Annotated in this window: 22 protein-coding genes; 17 read left to right on the top strand and 5 right to left on the bottom strand. The window is 47.2% G+C overall.

Features of this window, described 5'->3' with window-relative positions; genetic code table 11:
- The first annotated feature begins 409 nt into the window (after positions 1 to 409).
- The 9 genes from DIJ65_RS15240 (at position 410) to DIJ65_RS15200 (ending at position 7,287) form a co-directional block, all read left to right on the top strand.
- A complete protein-coding gene (locus DIJ65_RS15240; protein WP_117303522.1) occupies positions 410 to 724 on the top strand; it encodes a cupin domain-containing protein in 315 nt (104 codons plus the stop codon).
- Between the two features lie 48 nt (positions 725 to 772).
- A complete protein-coding gene (locus DIJ65_RS15235; protein ID WP_117303524.1) occupies positions 773 to 1,009 on the top strand; it encodes a hexameric tyrosine-coordinated heme protein in 237 nt (78 codons plus the stop codon).
- A gap of 284 nt (positions 1,010 to 1,293) precedes the next feature.
- The gene (locus DIJ65_RS15230; protein ID WP_117303526.1) at positions 1,294 to 2,541 is read left to right on the top strand and encodes an MFS transporter; all 1,248 of its coding nucleotides are present in this window, start codon (positions 1,294 to 1,296) and stop codon (positions 2,539 to 2,541) included.
- Positions 2,542 to 2,669: 128 nt separating this feature from the next.
- A complete protein-coding gene (locus tag DIJ65_RS15225; protein WP_117303528.1) occupies positions 2,670 to 3,146 on the top strand; it encodes a GNAT family N-acetyltransferase in 477 nt (158 codons plus the stop codon).
- A 22-nt stretch (positions 3,147 to 3,168) separates the two neighbouring features.
- On the top strand, positions 3,169 to 3,612 hold the full coding sequence (locus tag DIJ65_RS15220) for an ASCH domain-containing protein (RefSeq protein WP_117303530.1): 444 nt from the start codon (positions 3,169 to 3,171) through the stop codon (positions 3,610 to 3,612).
- Positions 3,613 to 3,653: 41 nt separating this feature from the next.
- Entirely contained in the window at positions 3,654 to 4,163 is a 510-nt protein-coding gene (locus tag DIJ65_RS15215; protein ID WP_117303532.1) for a GNAT family N-acetyltransferase, read from the top strand.
- Between the two features lie 32 nt (positions 4,164 to 4,195).
- Positions 4,196 to 4,663: a GNAT family N-acetyltransferase gene (locus tag DIJ65_RS15210; RefSeq protein ID WP_117303534.1), complete on the top strand. Its 468-nt coding sequence runs from the start codon at positions 4,196 to 4,198 to the stop codon at positions 4,661 to 4,663.
- Positions 4,664 to 5,321: 658 nt separating this feature from the next.
- Positions 5,322 to 5,885, top strand: a complete 564-nt coding sequence (locus DIJ65_RS15205) for an NADPH-dependent FMN reductase (RefSeq protein WP_117303536.1) — start codon at positions 5,322 to 5,324, stop codon at positions 5,883 to 5,885.
- A gap of 337 nt (positions 5,886 to 6,222) precedes the next feature.
- Positions 6,223 to 7,287 (top strand): DmpA family aminopeptidase, encoded by a 1,065-nt coding sequence (locus tag DIJ65_RS15200; RefSeq protein ID WP_117303550.1) that lies wholly within the window; start codon positions 6,223 to 6,225, stop codon positions 7,285 to 7,287.
- A gap of 57 nt (positions 7,288 to 7,344) precedes the next feature.
- Here DIJ65_RS15200 and DIJ65_RS15195 read toward each other — a convergent pair whose 3' ends face one another.
- The 3 genes from DIJ65_RS15195 to DIJ65_RS15185 form a co-directional block, all read right to left on the bottom strand.
- Positions 7,345 to 7,785 (bottom strand): DUF4181 domain-containing protein, encoded by a 441-nt coding sequence (locus tag DIJ65_RS15195; RefSeq protein WP_117303538.1) that lies wholly within the window; start codon positions 7,783 to 7,785, stop codon positions 7,345 to 7,347.
- 111 nt (positions 7,786 to 7,896) lie between these two features.
- Positions 7,897 to 8,418: a DUF5412 family protein gene (locus DIJ65_RS15190; RefSeq protein ID WP_230321452.1), complete on the bottom strand. Its 522-nt coding sequence runs from the start codon at positions 8,416 to 8,418 to the stop codon at positions 7,897 to 7,899.
- 194 nt (positions 8,419 to 8,612) lie between these two features.
- Entirely contained in the window at positions 8,613 to 9,035 is a 423-nt protein-coding gene (locus DIJ65_RS15185) for a VanZ family protein (protein WP_230321453.1), read from the bottom strand.
- Positions 9,036 to 9,594: 559 nt separating this feature from the next.
- Here DIJ65_RS15185 and DIJ65_RS15180 point away from each other — a divergent pair.
- The 5 genes from DIJ65_RS15180 to DIJ65_RS15160 all read left to right on the top strand — a co-directional run bounded on the left by DIJ65_RS15180 (position 9,595) and on the right by DIJ65_RS15160 (position 13,018).
- A complete protein-coding gene (locus tag DIJ65_RS15180; protein ID WP_071151819.1) occupies positions 9,595 to 9,945 on the top strand; it encodes an ArsR/SmtB family transcription factor in 351 nt (116 codons plus the stop codon).
- A gap of 61 nt (positions 9,946 to 10,006) precedes the next feature.
- Positions 10,007 to 10,426 carry an arsenate reductase (thioredoxin) gene (gene arsC, locus DIJ65_RS15175; RefSeq protein ID WP_071151820.1) on the top strand — a complete coding sequence of 140 codons (420 nt, stop codon included), beginning with the start codon at positions 10,007 to 10,009 and terminating at the stop codon, positions 10,424 to 10,426.
- A 110-nt stretch (positions 10,427 to 10,536) separates the two neighbouring features.
- On the top strand, positions 10,537 to 10,896 hold the full coding sequence (gene arsD, locus DIJ65_RS15170) for an arsenite efflux transporter metallochaperone ArsD (RefSeq protein ID WP_071151821.1): 360 nt from the start codon (positions 10,537 to 10,539) through the stop codon (positions 10,894 to 10,896).
- A gap of 13 nt (positions 10,897 to 10,909) precedes the next feature.
- Entirely contained in the window at positions 10,910 to 12,682 is a 1,773-nt protein-coding gene (gene arsA, locus DIJ65_RS15165) for an arsenical pump-driving ATPase (protein ID WP_117303540.1), read from the top strand.
- Positions 12,683 to 12,739: 57 nt separating this feature from the next.
- The gene (locus DIJ65_RS15160; RefSeq protein ID WP_117303542.1) at positions 12,740 to 13,018 is read left to right on the top strand and encodes an adhesin; all 279 of its coding nucleotides are present in this window, start codon (positions 12,740 to 12,742) and stop codon (positions 13,016 to 13,018) included.
- Between the two features lie 85 nt (positions 13,019 to 13,103).
- Here DIJ65_RS15160 and DIJ65_RS15155 read toward each other — a convergent pair whose 3' ends face one another.
- Together DIJ65_RS15155 and DIJ65_RS15150 are read right to left on the bottom strand one after the other, a co-directional pair.
- Positions 13,104 to 13,556: a DUF305 domain-containing protein gene (locus tag DIJ65_RS15155; RefSeq protein WP_117303544.1), complete on the bottom strand. Its 453-nt coding sequence runs from the start codon at positions 13,554 to 13,556 to the stop codon at positions 13,104 to 13,106.
- 260 nt (positions 13,557 to 13,816) lie between these two features.
- Positions 13,817 to 14,404, bottom strand: a complete 588-nt coding sequence (locus tag DIJ65_RS15150) for a YdhK family protein (RefSeq protein WP_117303546.1) — start codon at positions 14,402 to 14,404, stop codon at positions 13,817 to 13,819.
- A gap of 351 nt (positions 14,405 to 14,755) precedes the next feature.
- On the opposite strand from DIJ65_RS15150, the gene DIJ65_RS15145 reads away from it, so the two are divergent.
- The 3 genes from DIJ65_RS15145 (at position 14,756) to DIJ65_RS15135 (ending at position 19,090) form a co-directional block, all read left to right on the top strand.
- Positions 14,756 to 16,162 carry a sensor histidine kinase gene (locus tag DIJ65_RS15145; RefSeq protein ID WP_117303548.1) on the top strand — a complete coding sequence of 469 codons (1,407 nt, stop codon included), beginning with the start codon at positions 14,756 to 14,758 and terminating at the stop codon, positions 16,160 to 16,162.
- Positions 16,137 to 16,814, top strand: a complete 678-nt coding sequence (locus DIJ65_RS15140) for a response regulator transcription factor (protein ID WP_185959573.1) — start codon at positions 16,137 to 16,139, stop codon at positions 16,812 to 16,814. The genes DIJ65_RS15145 and DIJ65_RS15140 overlap by 26 nt, the downstream gene beginning before the upstream one ends.
- 293 nt (positions 16,815 to 17,107) lie before the next feature.
- On the top strand, positions 17,108 to 19,090 hold the full coding sequence (locus tag DIJ65_RS15135) for a heavy metal translocating P-type ATPase (protein ID WP_117303554.1): 1,983 nt from the start codon (positions 17,108 to 17,110) through the stop codon (positions 19,088 to 19,090).
- Positions 19,091 to 19,308: the final 218 nt, after the last annotated feature.

The following is a 19,308-nucleotide window of genomic DNA, read 5'->3' as shown; positions in this document are numbered from 1 at the left end:
GGCTCAAAAGTCTGGTAGCACGTTATGAAACTTTGCGTTATGCATCTTAATTGAACCGCCGTATACCGAACGGTACGTACGGTGGTGTGAGAGGTCGGGAGTTAATCGCTCCCTCCTACTCGATTTAGGTCAACAGAATGAGTTGTACAGTGTCATTCCAGGAAATAAGAGATGAAGAGGCCAGTTAGCCCCTCTGTGCAAAGGGAGAGACAGATAAAGTTAATTTGTCCTGAAATATTTTCTGAATATTAAGAAATATATGCTATTATTACCTTATATACATTATTTTTAACTGATATAGAAACGACAATCCAACAGTGTATGTGTACCGCAACTTTTTTGGAAGTGCCGGCACAGCTGCGGGGAAAAGCGAAGGCTCAAAAAAATGAAGAAGAATGGGACGTAGATTATGGGGGTAAAAAAACTGCAGGACCTGCAAACGTACGATGAAAAAAAGATGACAAAACAAATTGTGTTCGAAGAACAAAAAAGCAAGGTCATTGTGTTTAACTTTCTTCCGGGACAGATGCTTCCTAAACATGGGCACCCGCACAAGAATGTCTATGTATTTGTAGTCGAAGGCGAAGGGGTCTGTTATCTGGATGACATCGAATCCCCTGTTCAGCAGGGGGACAGCATACACTGCAATCCTCATCAGTCAATCGCTGTAGAAAACACAGGAACCACATCGATGACGATATACGTCGTGCAAGCAGAGGAATAGACCACCGTTTTATGATGGAAAATTTCACGAATCACAGGAGGAATTCAAATGAGTGGAGAATCGTGGCTGCCAACATTAAAAACCGATACGCCCGAGGAAGGATACAACTTAGCCGTTAAATTGGCGCGTAAAGCTGTCGGAATGACACAACCGGATGAAAATTTACGGAAAAAGTTGCGTCCCGTATATGCCAATGATGCGAATAGTTTAACGTTCGCTTCCCAGGTTGTCGCTATTAATTTTCAAACCGTAGCTGCCGCCAATAATTACTGGAATGATTTATGACTATTCAGGAATCATGTGCGGCCTGAAAGATATAGCAGAGTCGCCCCACCCTAAACGGCAGAGAAAATCTGTCGTTTGGGGTTTTATTTGTGTAATAGGAGCTGGTCCAAGCATATCTTCTCTCTTTTCTGTTGAATGGTTTTTTGCATTCGAGTTTTTTACTGGATTAAAATGTTCCTCTTTCAAAAGTAATGGTAATTAATGCTAAAATAAGAATATTAAGTTTTGTTCGTTCAAGAAGAATTGGTATGGAAATGCCCGATATCTGAAAGGAGGGGTGCAAAGTGAATACACAGCTGCGAGAGTGGAAAGACCCCGCGGTACTTTTGACGTCACTTGGAATTGCCGGTATCGGCGATTTTATTTACCTGGTGGCCATTAACATCATAGTTTTTCAAATGACAGGGTCTGCCGCAGCTGTGGCGGGACTTTGGATTATAGGACCGATTATCAATATCTTTACGAAGTTTTGGACTGGAAGCTTTATCGACTATCGCAGCAAGAAACGCGTGCTTATCACGACGTATCTGCTGCGGGCAGGACTGATCGCTTTGATTCCATTGGCGACAACCATCGTTGGCATCTACGGGATTCTGGTTTTCCTGAGTGTCGCCAAATCTTTTTTCGGCCCCTCATCGGTGACCTACACGACGATGCTTGTACCGAAAGGGAAAAGAAAGCGTTTCAACTCCATTCGGTCGACCACTTCTTCGGGTGCGTTTATCATCGGCCCCGCCATTGCCGGCACGCTGATTCTGCTTAGCTCGATTCAAATGACTCTTTGGATCAATGCGGTTTTCTTTGTGGTTGCTGCACTTCTGCTGGTAAGACTTCCTGAGCAGGAAACGATTGACCGGCAGGCGATTCCTTCTCTGACGTTGGCTCAAGTACGGAGCGATTTTACAGTGGTCCAGCAATTCCTTTCAGAAAATAAATACATAGCTTTTATTTACCTGAGTTTCATTGGAGTCATGGTTTTTTCATTTGCGATGGATGCCCAGGAAGTGGTTTTTACGCAGCAAGTAGTTGGGTTGTCCGAAGTGGATTACAGCCTGTTGATCAGCATCACCGGCATTGGCTCGGTAAGTGGCGGCATCCTGCTTTCCGTTTTTTCTTCTAAGTTTTCGCTGCGGCTGATGATTGTACTCGGTGTGCTGATGACGGCAGTGGGTTACGTTATTTATGCGTTTTCCTGGTCGTTTCTGTCCATTACGGTTGGCTTTCTGATCTTAGGTTTTTTTAATGTATTCATGAATTCGGGAATTTCGACTTTTTACCAGAACAATATTCCCGTGGACATGATGGGAAGAGTTACAAGCATTTTTCAATTGCTCCAAAGCGGCGTCCAGGTGATTTTTATATTGGGAGTTGGGATATTGGCGGATGTTGTTTCTTTGCGTATCACGATTATCACGCTTGCAATAGTCATGTTCTCATCAGCTGTGGTATTTTCCTTTTTTGTCCTAAAACCGCAAAAAGCCGGATTTTATCAGGAAGAGGAAGAAGAGGATGGTAGTGAAGTGCTGATTTAGTAAGGGGCATTCTTCTCTACTTATTGTATTTTTTCTATGTAATGAAAGTGCAGGTTCCTGTACTATTTTTAAAAAGGAAATATCAGTCTGTCTATCAGGCGAAATCGCAACCAAAAGGAGCGGCACCAATGTATTACTTGTTTCAACCAATGACGCAGCGCCAAGCAGAAGAAATCGCACAGAATTGGCATTACGAAGGCGATTATTCCTTTTACGATATGGCTGCGGATCCGGAAGATTTAGCGGAATTCCTGGATGCCGGCCAGCGGAAGGATGCTTATTTCACCGTCCATCAAGATGGAGAAATGGTCGGATTCTACAGTTTCACTCAAACGTCCGCTGACACCGTCGACATCGGACTGGGAATGAAGCCGGAATTGACCGGCAAGGGGATAGGCCGCGAATTCCTGAAAGCCGGGCTGAAATTTGCCGAATCGGCATATCGCCCGGACAAAATCACGCTGTCCGTCGCCGCTTTCAATAAACGCGCCATTACCCTCTACCGTAACAGCGGATTCAACGAAGTTGAACGGTTTGCACAAGCCACCAACGGGAGTACATTTGAATTTGTAAAAATGATTTACCACTGCGGCACCACAAACTGAAATAAGAAACGAGGTTTTATTGATGAACGAACAATCTCAAAAATTCTGGAATGATTATTGGGCAAACCAAAATCAACCAAAACCGGAACACGTCGAAGCCTTTCAATTCGGAGCGGAGGCGGACTGGCTGGCGGATCTGGTCGTCGAAGGCAAAAAAACGGCTACCTGTTCCGCGCATGTCTCGTATGCAATCGAGAAAGAACCCTTGCCGCATGTCGGCCAATACAATATCGTGCTGGATGCGAAAGAACAGCCCGTTGCCATCATTCGGGTAACGGAGGTGTCGATCATGCCGATGAACGAGGTGCCGGTGGACTTTGCGTTGGCAGAAGGCGAAGGGGATTATGACTTCTGGTGGTCTGCACATGAAAAGTTCTTCACAAACGAACTCGAAGCGCACGGGCTCGAATTCTCGGAATCGATGCTGCTGGTGTGCGAACGGTTTGAGACGATTCACACGATCTAAATTGATGGGAACGGCTAACTTTGAAAAGGGGTGTGAGCTTTATGGCCATTTCATTAACTTTGCTGCAAGAAGCAGACGCACAGGAGCTGTACGATTTTGAAGTCGAAAATCGGCGGTTTTTCGAAAAGATGGTGCCCGGCCGGGGCGACGACTATTTCGTTTGGGAGACTTTTATCCAAAGGCACCAGGACTTGCTGGACGAACAGGAGACCGGGCTTTCCCGTTTTTATTTGGTCAAAGACGAGAATGACAGGATTGCCGGAAGAATGAATTTGATGGATATCGACAAAGAAAACGGCGTTGCGGAAATCGGCTTCAGAATCGGAAAAGCCCACATCGGCAAGGGGATCGGAAACCATGCGCTGAACCTGCTGTTGTCTGAGCCCTTGCCGGTTAGGCAAATCCGTGCCAAAACCACCACCGTTAATATCCCGTCTCAGAAGGTATTGGAGAAAAACGGTTTTATTCGCATGGGAATCGGTGACGAAGAGTTTGAAATGAATGCACAGAAGATGCGGTTTGTACATTATCTATGGGAAAAGCAAAAATAAACTAAGTTCACACAATCCAAGGAGTGCAAAACATGAAAACGAAACTGCAGGAAATGAACGAAGCGGAATTCGACCGTTATTTAGAGTGGTTCATCCCCGATTACGCCGGCGACCTGTCGGAAAATTTTCTGATTCCGATGGACAAGGCTTTGGAAGAATCGAAGAGCTTAATGAGAGACTTGTTGCCGGACAAACAGCAAACCGTGGACCAGCAAATCTGCAATATTTATTCAGTTGAAGAGGGGAAGAATGTCGGCGTGGTTTGGTACAACATCCAAAGGGAAAGCAATAAAGCCTATATCTACTACATCCTGATCCATAAAGCTTTCAGGAAAAGAGGCTTCGCCAGCGTGGTATTAAAAGAGTTGGAGGAAACCGTAAAAAGTTCCGGCGTCACTTCCATGGGGCTCAATGTCTTCGGCAATAACCCCGGTGCTCAAAGGGTTTACGAGAAATTGGGGTATCAGGCATCATCTACGGCGATGGGGAAGCGGATTTAACACCTTGATGAGGGAAGTGGCTGGAGTGGGAATATTTACTTTAAATAATTATCATTTAATCAATTCGGGATCCGAAACCAAAATGGAAAGTATTTCGGCCAATTTGGAAAGTATTAGAGTGGATTTGGAAAGTATTTTGACTCAATTGGAAAGTATTTCAGTCCATTTGGAAAGTAAGTCCAAATAATGGGAAAATAAATTGAGGATTCGTCACGGTTTCAGCAATAACCGCTTCTCGAAGCCCATTGAAAACGCACCTGAAATTGCAACGGACAGTATTTCATCTCTAATGGACAGTATTTCCGTTCCAACGGACAGTATTGAGTCTCCAACGGATAGTATTTGTCCTGCAATGGACAGTATATCCAAATAATTGGAAATATCAGCTGTTCCAGCACCGAAATTCTAAAAGAAAGAAGCAAAAAACATGAAATGATCGGATGTTTTCCGCTTCGCGGGAACCATCCCAGAAACATTCGCCGAGGCGAATGTTTTATCATTCATACTTTGCACCAAGGCTCTGCAGAAATGAAATAAAAAAATGAATATTCAGTACTTTATTTGAATTTAAGAGCCAAGTCTCTTATGATAAAGGGACATCAAGATGTGAAAATCCGGAGATTGAAGGACCAATCACAATGGAGGAGGCATCACATTCATGACCAAAATTGGCATCATTACAGGAAGCACACGGCCGGGACGCAAAAGTTTGCAGGTGGCGGAGTGGATCAAAGGCATTGCAGACAAACGGGGAGACGCTGATTATGAAATTGTCGATCTGGCTGAATTCAATCTGCCAATGTATGCTGAGCCGGTTTCTGCTGCTTACAGCCAGGACTACCATGCGCCGGAAGCGCATCCCTGGTCCAAAAAAATCGCCGAATTGGACGGCTATGTTTTTATCTGTCCCGAATATAACCGCGGCGTGACATCCGTGCTGAAGAATGCCATCGATTACTTATATTTTGAATGGAACAATAAGGCGGCTGGGATAGTCAGCTATGGCAGTGCCGGAGGAGTCCGCGCAGCCGAAGCCCTCCGGATTATTATGGCGGAATTGCAGGTCGCCACGGTGCGGGCGCATCCTTCCATGTCACTGTTTACGGATTTCGCAAAAACGGGTGAATTCAGCCCTGCGGCGGTCCATGAAAAGTCGGTAAATACAATGCTGGATCAGGTCAATGCCTGGACCAACGCACTTCAACCGCTGCGCAATAAGTAAAAAGGAGCCATCCATCGTAAAGTCCGCCGGACCACTTCAGTATGCTGCGCTTTTTTATTGCGTATGCAAGAAAGTGGTTTGAAAACCTATCAGATTCGAGAGAAAGGAACTTCCAGTGAAGTTTCTTTTTTTGGTTAACAAGATAAAAGCAACGGAACAACAAGTTCGACCGTTATTTCAGTAACAGGAGATGAATTTGTGGATTTTAACATTTGTTTTTATCTTTTGGATTACAATTACAGTAGAAACAAAGATTGCGCTTCAACTCCATGTTGAGGTAACGAAAAGGGAGACATCAGCCATCCTTATTTCCAATAAAACCAAAGGAGCCGATACTATGCTGGATCAAAAACGGATACGCGATTACGGGGTGCAAGTTGGGCGCCTCCAACCAGGACCGCGCAACGCCATCACCGATGTGGAAGGCGTGACGGTCGGGCATGTGACGCTCAGCGACGGCAACAGCCAAACCGGCGTGACGGCCATCCTGCCGCATCAGGGGAACATCTTCAAAGAGAAACTAATCGCTTCGAGCCACGTCATCAACGGCTTCGGCAAAACGATGGGCACGATCCAGATGCAGGAACTCGGAACTTTGGAGACGCCGATTCTTCTGACCAACACACTCGGTGTGGGCGTGGCGGCCGATACGCTGTTCGATTATATGCTGGAGCAGAATCCGGAAATCGGCCGGACCACCGGAACGGTGAATCCCGTCATCGGTGAATGCAATGACATGTTTTTGAATGATATCCGCGCAAAATTCGTGAAGCGGGAACATGTTCTCGAAGCACTCGAAAGGACCGCGTCCGACTTTGAAGAAGGAGCGGTCGGAGCCGGGACCGGCATGCTGTGCTACTCGCTGAAAGGCGGCATTGGTTCCGCTTCGCGGATCATGGAAATGAGCCATGGCCACTACACGATCGGCGTACTCGTGCTGTCGAATTTCGGCATTCTGAGCGATTTGCTGGTGCAGGGCAAAGCGGTGGGGCAGGAATTGAAAGAACGGCTCCTCGAATCGTATAAAGAAGAAGACAAAGGGTCCGTCATGATTATCGTCGCGACCGACCTGCCCGTATCCGAACGCCAATTGAACCGCATCCTCAAAAGGTCCGTGACCGGCTTATCCCGAACCGGTTCGATCATCACCAACGGCAGCGGTGAAATCGTCCTCGGCTTCTCGACCGCCACCCGCATCCCCCACGACAAGCCGGAAGAACTGCTGGCAATTCCGCAGATCCACGAAGAAGACATGGACACCGCTTTTCGGGCGATAGGCGAAGCCACGGAAGAAGCCGTGTTGAATTCGCTGGTCACAGCGGAAGCCATAGAAGGCCGCGCTGGCAACAGGAGGCCGGCATTTAAGGATTTGATTGATGAGTTTAACGTAACGTTAGAGTGATGGAACAGTAAAAAGCCTTCTTTTGGGAAGGCTTTTTATGGTGGGGAAATAGAAAACTTACACCTGAGAAATACCGTAAAAATCGGTCATAAAGATGGAAATTGCCACGATCACGAGGAAAACCAGTGAGCTCACTGTCACCAGATAGGTTTTAGGGTTGTCTGCATATTTCCATTCCATAAAGCCGCGGACAATTTCGGTGGAAACAACAAAGGCGAATAAAAAAACCCATGTTTGCAGCCAAAATATTGGTTCTTGAGCTTGAGCGAGCCTTTCACTATTAATAACGTAACCGAGAATTAGCAGGACAATGAACACTCCCCGAAGGCTCCAGTCGATCTTTTTGTGTGTGTCATTTACATGATTATAGGAAAAGAACTTTGGCTTCTCAACTTTCAACCATTTTCGCATAATAGAATTTAATGAATAACCGATTACTAATAAAAAAACAACTAAGAGAAACAACTTCAACCCGAACGTTGGTTCAACTCCGAACATAAAAACCACTCCTTTATTGATGACCATAAACCATTCTTCAATGCCTGGTTTTATTTCCCGGGAAATAAAACCTTCAGCTTCTCACTGGATTTTAATTTAACCCTTGTCGGTTTATTCCGAAAAAGTCTCGCCTCTTTCTAAGTCCAGTACATGATTGTTAATTGAAATCGTGTGGTCATTGAGCCATTCCACATCTGCTTTATGCATATTCCTGTCATCATAAATATTTTTTCTGAACCAAAGTGGACCATCGACAATCCCTATTACATTGATGGATGAAGCAGCTCCGCCGTTTTCAGTATATAGCTTTATGCTATAGTCGCCATTCGGAGAATGGGTGGTGGCAATGGTGTCTCTAGCAAACAATTCTACTGCCAGTCCCATGAACAAAATTGCTGAAAGAGAAAAGGAGATGGTTGTGGTTACCCAACTTCTTGTTTTTGCGAATTTAACCCCTTTCACTTGAACGCCCATTATGCCTGAAACGAATGCCGTAACACTGCCAATCCACAGGGAAAAAAGTGGTGGCGCCATTGACCAGCTTTGATTAAGGGCAGCATACAATGCGTGCACTGAAAATAATAAACAAAGAATACCTAAAACAAATGACCACATATTATATTTTTCTGCCAAACGGTCACTTCCTTTAAAATCCATTTATCTTTTAATGCTTGATACTATTCTAACGGTTCAGTTAATCAAAAGTTTCAAAATAAAGGAATATAAAAAATGGAAGTCAGGAATTTCCTTGAACTTAAAAAAACGCAAGCAACATTCCGCTGCCTGCGTTTCTTTCACATCTGATATTTTCCGCCATCCCGCAAAGCCTATTCCGCCTTCGCAGTATTAATTCGGACCAGTTGGATGATGGCAACGGCAAGAAGGATGCCGACCAGATCGACACTCACGTCAAAGAGCCTTCCGTTGCGCTCGAAAAACAACTGCAGCACTTCGGTACAAAATGCGAAAAAAATGCAGATGCCAAATGCCTTGTAATGATTGCGCAGCCAATTAAAAACCAGGATGTACAAAATTCCAAATGAAAGGATGTGGCCGGTCTTTTGAAGAAGATAGAACGAATCGGTAAGGTCGATATCACTGGTTCTGAAAAAATCGGAAAAATCCGGATTGAAATTGAGCGTATAGCTCAAAGTCTGTTCATACATAAAGGCGTGTGCACTGCTCGTGCACATCACTATTAAAATGCCGGCGGCCCACAACAGAGAAGCAATCAGGAATTTGGACCGCAAACGCATCCTCCTTTCATTGAGGGGATAATCCGTGTCACTTTTGCGGCTGTTTAGTTGCCAGTAATCTGATTATAGCCCTTTTCGCAACAACAAGCTTCCACCAGGCCAGGAGGCATTTCTGTGCTATTGCCTATCTTGTATAATCCCTGATTCTGCCTGCGGTTTCAGGCAGTTTTTCTCGCTTTTTTCTGCTCAAAGATAAACTTTGTCCACAAATAGATGGCCAATCCCAACAATAGGACAGGCAACTGCCAGTTGAATACATCGTTAACAGCCAGATCGTAGATCGTCCAAAGCAGCAATGCCACTCCGTAGAAGGTAAATCCATACGTCGAAGCGTTGTCCTTGTAAACGGTCCGGTCATTTCGCCGCGGCCTTTAGATTCTGCTGTGTACGATTAAGCCAGTAAACTTTCAGGATATACTCTTTATTCCACCAATGGCAGGGGACTTTTTTCTTTGTTGAACATATAAGCATATGCTGATATGATGGTTTTAGATTTGGAACACCATCAGTCCGATGGAAACAGTAAATACAGTAAATGAGGTGAAAATTCGAAATGGAAACGACGATAAAAGAAATCGAAATCGAAAAAGCCGGCATCGTCCTCAAGTTGTTGGGCGACAAGACCAGGCTTGCCATGATGAAACTGCTCGAAAAAAATGATTGCTGTGTATGTGAGTTTGTTGAAATCTTTGAGGTCAGCCAGTCGGCCATCAGCCAGCATCTGCGGAAACTGCGGGATGTCGGATTGGTGAAAGAACAGCGCAAAGGGCAGTGGATTTTCTATTCATTGAACAAAGACAGTGATATGTACGAAATGGTCCTCCGCATCCTGGAATTTATCTCGAGCCAGGACGAGCGGCTCGAGGAATTGGAAAAACAGGGTCTCCGGATCAGTTGCAGTTAATAAAAGCACATGAAGAATCGGTATTCAAAAATTTTAACGGAATGAAAAGGAGTTTTTACTAATGACAAAGAAAACATTGTACTTTCTATGCACGGGGAATTCATGCCGCAGCCAGATGGCGGAAGGCTGGGGGAAACAGATTCTTGGCGATGAATGGCAAGTCTTGAGCGCCGGCATTGAAGCACATGGATTGAACCCGAACGCGGTAAAAGCGATGAACGAAGTGGACATCGACATTTCGGAACAAACTTCCGATGTCATCGATTCGGAGATTTTAAACAACGCCGATTTCGTTGTGACATTGTGCGGCGATGCTGCCGATAAATGCCCGATGACGCCGCCGCATGTAAAACGCGATCACTGGGGCTTTACAGATCCTGCAAAAGCGCAAGGAACCGAAGAACAGAAATGGACGGTTTTCCAGGACGTCCGCGACGAAATCGGCGCACGTATCCGCCAGTTCGCGGAAACCGGAAAGTAAGGAAAACGTTGAAATCTGGACAGTGAAAAGAGAAGACTGACCTTATGTCAGGCTTTCTTTGTCGAAACGATAGCGGTGTACATGAGCGTTTTAATAGAGGAGGAAACAATATGAAGAAAGTAGAAATTTATGACCCGGCCATGTGCTGCTCCACCGGTGTCTGCGGGCCTGTCGTCGATCCGGATTTGACGCGCGTTGCATCCGCTGTTTACTCGCTGGAGAAAAAGGGCTTTGAAATCAGCCGCTATAACCTAAGCAACGATCCGAGTGCGTTTGTAGAAAATCAAAAGGTCAATCAGGCCTTGGCCGATAAGGGACCGGATGCACTTCCGCTTGTATTGGTGGATGGTGAAATCGTGAAAACGGCAGCATACCCAACAAATGAAGAATTGGCCCAGTGGTTCGGCACCACGCCGGCTGAGCTGCAGGAAAAACCGCGAGTCCGCGTATCCGTAGAGTTTGGCAAATAAAGGAGTGAATCCTATGCATTCAATGTTCAATCCGAAAAAAATGGAATTGACACCGTTCCTGTTTTTCACCGGAAAAGGCGGTGTCGGCAAAACGTCGACCGCCTGCGCTACAGCGGTCGCATTGGCCGACCAAGGGAAAAAAGTGCTGCTTGTCAGCACCGATCCGGCCTCCAACCTGCAGGATGTCCTGGAAGTGGAATTGACGAATGAGCCGCGGGCGATTGCAGCTGTCGACAATCTGTTTGCCTGCAATATCGATCCGGAAGAATCGGCGCGAGCATATAAGGAAACTGTAGTCGGCCCGTATCGCGGCAAATTGCCGGATGCCGTTTTGGCGACGATGGAAGAACAGTTGTCGGGTGCCTGTACAGTGGAAATCGCCGCTTTTGACGAATTTTCACATTTGCTGGCGGATGAAGCCATCCTGGAACAGTTCGACTATGTCTTGTTTGATACCGCACCGACCGGCCACACGCTTCGCCTTCTGCAATTGCCGACAGCGTGGAGCGGATTTTTGGCAGAAAGCACACACGGCGCTTCCTGCTTGGGACCGCTTGCGGGCCTCGAAGGGAAAAAAGAGATGTACGCCAAAGCGGTCGCATCGCTTGCCGACAGTGAAAAAACAACCTTGCTGTTGGTCGCCCGTCCGGATAACTCCTCTTTGCTCGAAGCGGATCGCGCTTCTGCGGAACTGAAAGAAATCGGCATCAGGAACCAGATGCTGATCGTCAACGGGCTGCTGCAGACGCACCGGGCTGAAGACGAAGTCTCCACGGCGTTCTATAATCGCCAGCGAGAAGCTTTGAAGAAAACACCTGCTGGTTTGAAACAAATCATGGCCTACTCGCTGCCATTTGTGTCATATTCGCTGACCGGTATCAGGAATCTGCGCTATCTGTTCAGTTCCTACGCCATTGCAGAATCGGTGGCGGAAGAAACCACAGTTCAAGTGGCGGATCTTCCGGGTTTGAACGGAGTCATTGATGATTTCTCGGACAAAAACACCCGCGTCATCTTCACAATGGGCAAGGGCGGCGTCGGCAAGACATCGATTGCCTCGGCCATCGCAGTGGGCTTATCTGAAAAAGGGCATCGCGTCCATTTGACGACGACGGATCCGGCCGCACATCTTGCCTACACATTCGAGGGAAGTGACGTCCGCGACAACTTGACCATCAGCAGCATCAATCCCGAAATTGAAGTGGAACGCTACAAGAAAACGGTTCTTGAAAATGCAGGAAACGGGCTGTCGGAAGAAGAACTGGCTTATCTGCAGGAAGATCTGGAATCGCCGTGTACCGAAGAAATCGCCTTGTTCCAGGCGTTTGCCACTGTGGTCGAGAAATCGGAGAACGAAGTTGTCGTGATCGATACGGCACCGACCGGCCATACGCTGTTGTTGCTCGATTCTACGGAAGCCTACCATAAAGAGATGAGCCGTTCGACCGGTGATGTCCCGGACAACGTCAAAAAACTTTTGCCGCGTTTGCGCAACCCGGAGGAAACCGGCGTGGTCATTGTGACATTGGCTGAAGCGACGCCGGTCCTCGAGGCGGCGCGCCTTCAGGAAGACTTGAAGCGGGCCGGCATCGACCCGAAATGGTGGGTCATCAACCAGAGTCTCGCGGCAACGGACACGACGGATCCGGTCCTGAGAGGCCGGGCAAATTCCGAGACAAAATGGATCGCCAAAGTAAACGATGAACTGGCGGCCAAGTGCGCCGTCATTCCGTGGTTGCAGGAAGAAAAGATCGGTTATAATCAGTTGAAGGAATTCAGTCTTTAAAAAGATAAGGCCATACAAATTTTTATTTATAGGCCAGTAAAAGGAGAGATGGAATATATGATGATCACCAACGAAGCAAAACAATACATCCAGTCCATTCTGGAAGAGCAAAAAGCTGAAAGCCTGCGGATTTATGCAGTAGCCGGATGCTGCGGACCACAAATCGGCATGTCATTGGATGCGCCGGAAGCTGCCGATGAAGTGACTGACGTCAACGGAATCCGGATGGCCATCGCCCCGGATGCGAAAGATGCAGCGGACAGCTTAACGCTGGATTTTGAGGGGCAAGGCGAACAAGCCGGGCTGGTAATGATCGGTGCACCGAGCAGCTGTTGATAATAAAAAAAAGACCAGACGGCGAACACGTTTCGCTGTCTGGTCTTTCTCTTTTTTGCATTAAGTTTTTATTAACAAGAACGACTTACTCTTCATCCTCCAGGTCTGCTATCAATCTTTCCATTTCAGCAATTTCCTCACGTTGAGTCTTAATGATTTCATCGGCAAGCTCACGGGCGCGTGGATCCGAAATATTCGCGCGTTCACTCGTCAGAATGGCGATCGAGTGATGGGGAATCATTGCTTTCATCCAGCCGGTGTCTTCAATCAGCACCTGGCTGCGCACCAGCCAAAGCGACAGAGCGAATACGACGGCGGCGCCGGCCAAAATACCTGAATTCACCTTCTTGTTCTTGTACATCGGCCACATGAACAGCATCATGACGATGGCCATGACGGATCCCATGATCAACGCCATATAGAGTCTGGTTTCACTATAGAAGATGTGGTCGATTTGGAAAACATTCAGGAACATCAACCAGTACATAAGAAAAGTGGAAGTTCCGATCATGAGGCCGAATTTTGCGTATTTGTTCATAACATTTCCTCCTTCTATTTTTTAATGATAATGGTATTGGTTTTCAGTAAAACCGGATAATGGCCTTCATTAATATGTATACCATTTGAAACAGAGGTTAAACTCCATATAAAATGCACAATTTCTCAAAGGACCGAAAATATCAGGTACATCGACCCGGTGGGAGCTTCCTGAAAGTACAAAAAAGCGCTGCTCCGACTGGAGAGCAGCGCTTTGTTATCATCTATTGCAGAAATTTCCGTTGCGTCGAGAGATCAGTCTCATTCCACCGATAATTCGTCTTCGGTCACCCATTTATGATTGGTGACCGCCTCGCCTCCATCCAAAGGCATGAAATCGACCACGTAGACAGTCGTTTCATCGGCTGAATCGATTGTCACCGTTGCACCAGTCATCCCAGTCATGTGGTCCGCGGAAACCGTCGCTTCATCACCGGCTTTCAGCGGTTCGCTGTCGGGATTCTCGAGCTCTTCGTGAATCACCCATTTGTGGTTTTCAACCGGATCCCCGCCAGTAGTGGGTGTGTAGGAGATGGCATACACCATCGTATCGTAAGCTCCAACAACCGTCGCTTCTGCGCCATCCATTCCAGCCATATGATCTGCTTCAATGTTTACCTGGCTTCCAACCTCAAATGCAGGATCTTCAGCGTCATGCAACCCTTCAGGCACTTCTCCGGAACCCGAATGATCCATATCCATATGGTCGCCATCCTGCTCCGTGGTGTCGGTCGTCATATTCTCCGTGTCCATCTGTTCTTGCGGTGTTTCAGTTCCTGAACTGCAGGCGCTTAAAGCCAGCGCAGCCACAACAGACAATATTCCGACCGTAAATTTATTTTTTTGCATCTCAATCCCTCTTTCATCATTTTCTATTACTGTACTCAAAAACAATGCATATTATGTGCAGGGCGGATGACAGTTTAAAGGCAGGTGGCCAAAAACTGCCAGGAAATACTGCACAAAAAATCGAAACTTTTCCGTTATGCTGAGCAAGAAGCGGTTCTGAGAAAATGAGCACTCGGATGTGGACTTATAAATGGAGAAACAGGATGCGCCGGGACAGCTCCGACTTTGGTGGCGTATACTATTGAAAAAGAAACCTTGAAAAACTGTCCAATCAATTCAAATCCGACGACTTTCAAGTGTGCAGCCGGCGTTTCGCCGAAAGCACTCCGGTAAGTGGCAAAGAGGGATGCTATGTTAAACAGGCTTGCATTAAAAATTGGCTTATTATTTTTTGTTTTTATCATCATTATCGAAACGCTGCTGTTTCTGACACTGTATTTCACCTTTGTCAACGAGCGGCTGGATGATGTCATGACCAACCTGTTGGCTCGCGGCAATACGCACAGCGAAGTTTTGGAAGACAGCTTTGATGCAGCAACATTGAACCATGTGACGTTGATGGAATCGGCTTCTGATTTTATTGTGATCATTACGGATGCAGCAGGAAATGAGCTGGCCAATTCCGATTTTGTTGAACCCGAAATGAGGGAGGTGCTGGCGCATACCAATTTTGAGCAGACGCCGCAGACAGGTGGCATTGTTGAAGACCGCTGGAATGAGCGGCAGTTTATCGCGACCGACAGCCCGATTATGATCAATGGCACGCACCGCGGACATGTGTTCATGTTTGCTGAAACGAATCATATCAAGCAAATGGTCAGCCATCTGCGCAATCAATTTCTGGTGGTGGGCCTGATTGCAGTCGGGTTGACTGTCATTACGATTTTCCTGTTATCGCGATTGATCACCATGCCTTTGATCCGGATGAAGCAAGCTACGGAGCAAATAAGCAAAGGAAACAATCAGGTCAAACTCAATATCGACCGAAACGATGAACTGGGTGAACTGGCGAATGCCATTACCACTCTATCGAATGACCTGGACCGTTTAAAAAATGAGCGCAATGAATTCCTGTCGAGCATCTCGCATGAATTGCGGACGCCGTTGACTTATATTAAGGGATATGCCGATATTGCGAGCCGGCCGAATGCGTCTGACGAAGAAAAGAAAGAGTACATGGCAATCATTCGGGAAGAAACTGCCAATTTGACGGGGCTGATCCGGCATTTATTTGAATTGGCACAGATGGACCATAATCGATTTGTAATTGAAAAGGAATATGTTTCACTGGATATGCTGTTTCGTTCTGTTGCCGACCTGGTTCGGCCTGCTTTTGAAGAGAAACAGATCTCCTTGTCCATTCTTGCGGAGCCGGACACCACTGCATTCGTGGATCGGGAACGCATTCAGCAAGTTTTGCTGAATGTGCTGGATAATGCCCGAAAGCATTCCCCAAAAGGCACATGCGTGACACTCGCAGCAGCTCACGATGAAAAAAAGGTCGTGATCACCATCAGCGATGAAGGGGAGGGGATACCCGAGGAAGATGTTCCATTTATATTTGAACGATTGTATCGGGTCGATAAATCCCGATCCAGAGAATATGGAGGGAGCGGGCTTGGTTTGGCGATTGCCAAAGAAATTGTCGAGTCGCATGGCGGCTCCATCAAGCTGCAAAGCGAGCGCACGAAAGGGACCATCGTTCGAATCGAGTTGGAAAGGGGGAATTCTCTTGCAGAAAGTCCTGCTGGTGGATGATGAAAAGCGGATGCTGGATTTATTGGAGCTTTATTTGAAACCACATGGTTATCGGTGCAAAAAAGCGGTCGGGGCAAATGAAGCCCTCACATTGCTGGAAATGGAAGCCTTCGACATTGTCCTGTTGGATATTATGATGCCGGAAATGGATGGCTGGAAACTATGCCGGGAAATTCGAAAGTTTTCGGATGTACCGATTATCATGCTGACCGCACGGGAACAACAGGACGATATCATTAAAGGCCTGAATCTCGGGGCGGATGACTATGTAACAAAGCCTTTCAACGAAGAAGAATTGCTCGCACGGATGGCGGCACTGCTGCGCAGAAGGACGCCGAAAAATCTCATTGAAGTGGATGGTTTGTTGTGGGATGAGGAACGGTTTGAACTCACGTACCAAAAACATGCCATCAAATTGACACCGAAAGAATTCCTTATGGTTGGCCACCTGATGAAACACCCCAATAAAGTTTTTACACGGGAACAGCTGATTGGACTGATTTGGGGATTCGATTCCGAAACAGAAGGACGGACAATCGATTCGCATGTGCGAAACGTGAGGGAAAAAATCCGGCATTCCGGTTTTCCGATTGATGAATATTTCATCACTGTCTGGGGAGTAGGCTACAAATGGATAAATGACAGGGACTAATTCATACGCGCGGAAAGGGGAAGCCGGAAAGAGATTTTTCGGCTTCTTTTTTGTATAAATTTACAGGGAGGTTGCGGCAGGTGGTTTTCTCGACATTTTCTCGATAATCTGGTTCTATAATGGAAAAAGGTAAACTGAAAATTAAGAAAAATCATGTTGAGAGGTGAAATCCATTGGCAAAACATGAAGGAAACCACCACAATCATCACGATTCCACAGATGCAACGGAACAAAACCATCATCCGTCCGATCAGTATGATGATGAAACGACGATACAGGAAGAGCAGGAGCAAATGGACCATAACAAGCATGATCACGACGGCCATAATCACAGCGGCCATGGCGATATGGTGGAGGATTTCAAGAAACGGTTTTTCATTTCCCTGATCCTCACCATCCCAATTTTGGCGCTGTCACCGATGATCCAGCATTTTATGGGAGTCGACTGGCGTTTTGACAATGATATGTACATTTTATTTGTGTTGTCGACGGTTGTGTTCTTTTACGGAGGCTGGCCATTCCTGACAGGAGGGATTGCCGAACTGAAGGAACGGAATCCGGGCATGATGACATTGATTGCCCTGGCAATCTCCATCGCCTATACCTACAGTACGGTGGTGGTATTCGGCTGGGACGGCAATCAGCTTTACTGGGAACTGGCGACGCTCGTTGTCATCATGCTGCTCGGCCACTGGATCGAAATGCGGTCCATCATGGGAGCTTCGAATGCTCTTGAGCAATTGGTGAAACTGATGCCGAATGAAGCGCATAAATTGGATGAAAACAAGCAGGTGCAGGACGTTCCGCTGTCAGATATCCGGAACAAAGACCGGGTTCTGGTCAAACCGGGTGAAAAGGTGCCGGTGGATGGAATAATCGTGGAAGGCCAATCGACTGTAGATGAATCGATGCTGACCGGCGAATCGATTCCCATCGAAAAAGAAGAAGGCAACCAGGTAATCGGGGGATCGGTGAACAAAGGCGGTTCTTTGGTCGTCGAAGTGGAGAAAACAGGGGAAGAGTCCTATTTGTCCCAAGTGATCACGATGGTCAAGGAAGCGCAGGAATCGAAATCCAGAACGCAGGATTTAACGAACCGGGCAGCGAAATGGCTGTTTTACCTGGCGTTGGCTGCGGGCTTCGCTACCCTGGTTGCCTGGCTGACACTTGGCTACCTGCTTGATACCGCCATTGAACGGATGGTGACGGTCATGGTCATCACCTGCCCTCACGCGCTGGGTCTGGCTGCACCCTTGGTCGTGGCTGTGTCCACTTCGATTTCGGCGAAACAGGGATTGCTGATCCGGAACCGGGCCGATTTTGAAGGAGCGAGAAATCTCAATGCTGTCGTATTCGATAAAACCGGAACCCTGACGAAAGGGGAGTTCGGGGTTACGGATATCGTCTCCGAAAACAGCTATGCCGATGAGGAAGTGCTGCGTCTGGCTGCGGCCATCGAGCAAAATTCAGAACATCCGATCGCTGCCGGCATCGTCGCTTCCGCAAAAGAAAAGGGAATTGAAATCGGAAAAGTGACTGATTTCGAATCGATTACCGGCAAAGGCATCCAGGGCCAGGTGGACGGCCGGAAAATCAATGTGGTCAGTCCGGGATACGTCAACAGCAACCGGTTAAGCTACAATCAGGAGCTGTTCAACGGCCTGTCGGAAGAAGGGAAGACTGTCGTCTTCGTGCTCGTGGAAGACGAAATCGCCGGTATGATTGCACTGGCGGATATTGTACGGGATACGGCAAAAGAAGCCGTGGCCGCCTTGAAGGCAAAAGGCATTCATTCAATCATGCTGACAGGGGACAATCAGAAGGTGGCAAACTGGGTGGCGGCGCAATTGGGGATTGATGAAGTCTACGCGGAAGTGCTGCCGGACGACAAAGCCAACCAAATAAAGAAAATAAAAGAAAAAGGCTGGAGGGTCGCCATGACCGGGGATGGGGTCAATGATGCGCCGGCTCTTGCAACAGCCGATCTGGGAATCGCCATCGGAGCGGGGACCGACGTGGCGATGGAAACAGCCGACGTCGTCCTTGTGAAGAGCAACCCGAACGATGTCGTGGCATTGATCGACCTCTCGAAAAAAACCTATCGCAAAATGGTTCAGAATTTATGGTGGGCAACCGGGTATAATATTTTCGCCATCCCTTTGGCTGCAGGTGTATTGGCGCCATGGGGCATTATCGTAAGTCCGGCCGTCGGTGCGGTATTTATGAGCCTGAGCACAATAATCGTGGCTATTAATGCGAAACTCTTAAAAGCTTAAAAGAATCTACGCACTCGGGATTTAGTTGCCAAAGAAAACCGTTTCAACAATAAAGGAAGAGACGCTGCCCATTTCGGGCAGTTTCTCTTCCTTTTGGTGTGCCCGGCATGGGCGTAATCTATAGGGTGCAAGTCCCGAGCTGTGAAGGCAGAAGTAACAGTTAGCCAAGCGCAAGGGTGTTCACGGCGACGTGAAATCTGAAGGAAGTGGGCGGCAAA

The sequence above is a fragment of the Planococcus salinarum genome, assembly GCF_007004625.1.
GTDB classification, from domain to species: Bacteria; Bacillota; Bacilli; order Bacillales_A; family Planococcaceae; genus Planococcus; species Planococcus salinarum.
This window is presented reverse-complemented; position numbering and strand designations above follow the sequence as displayed.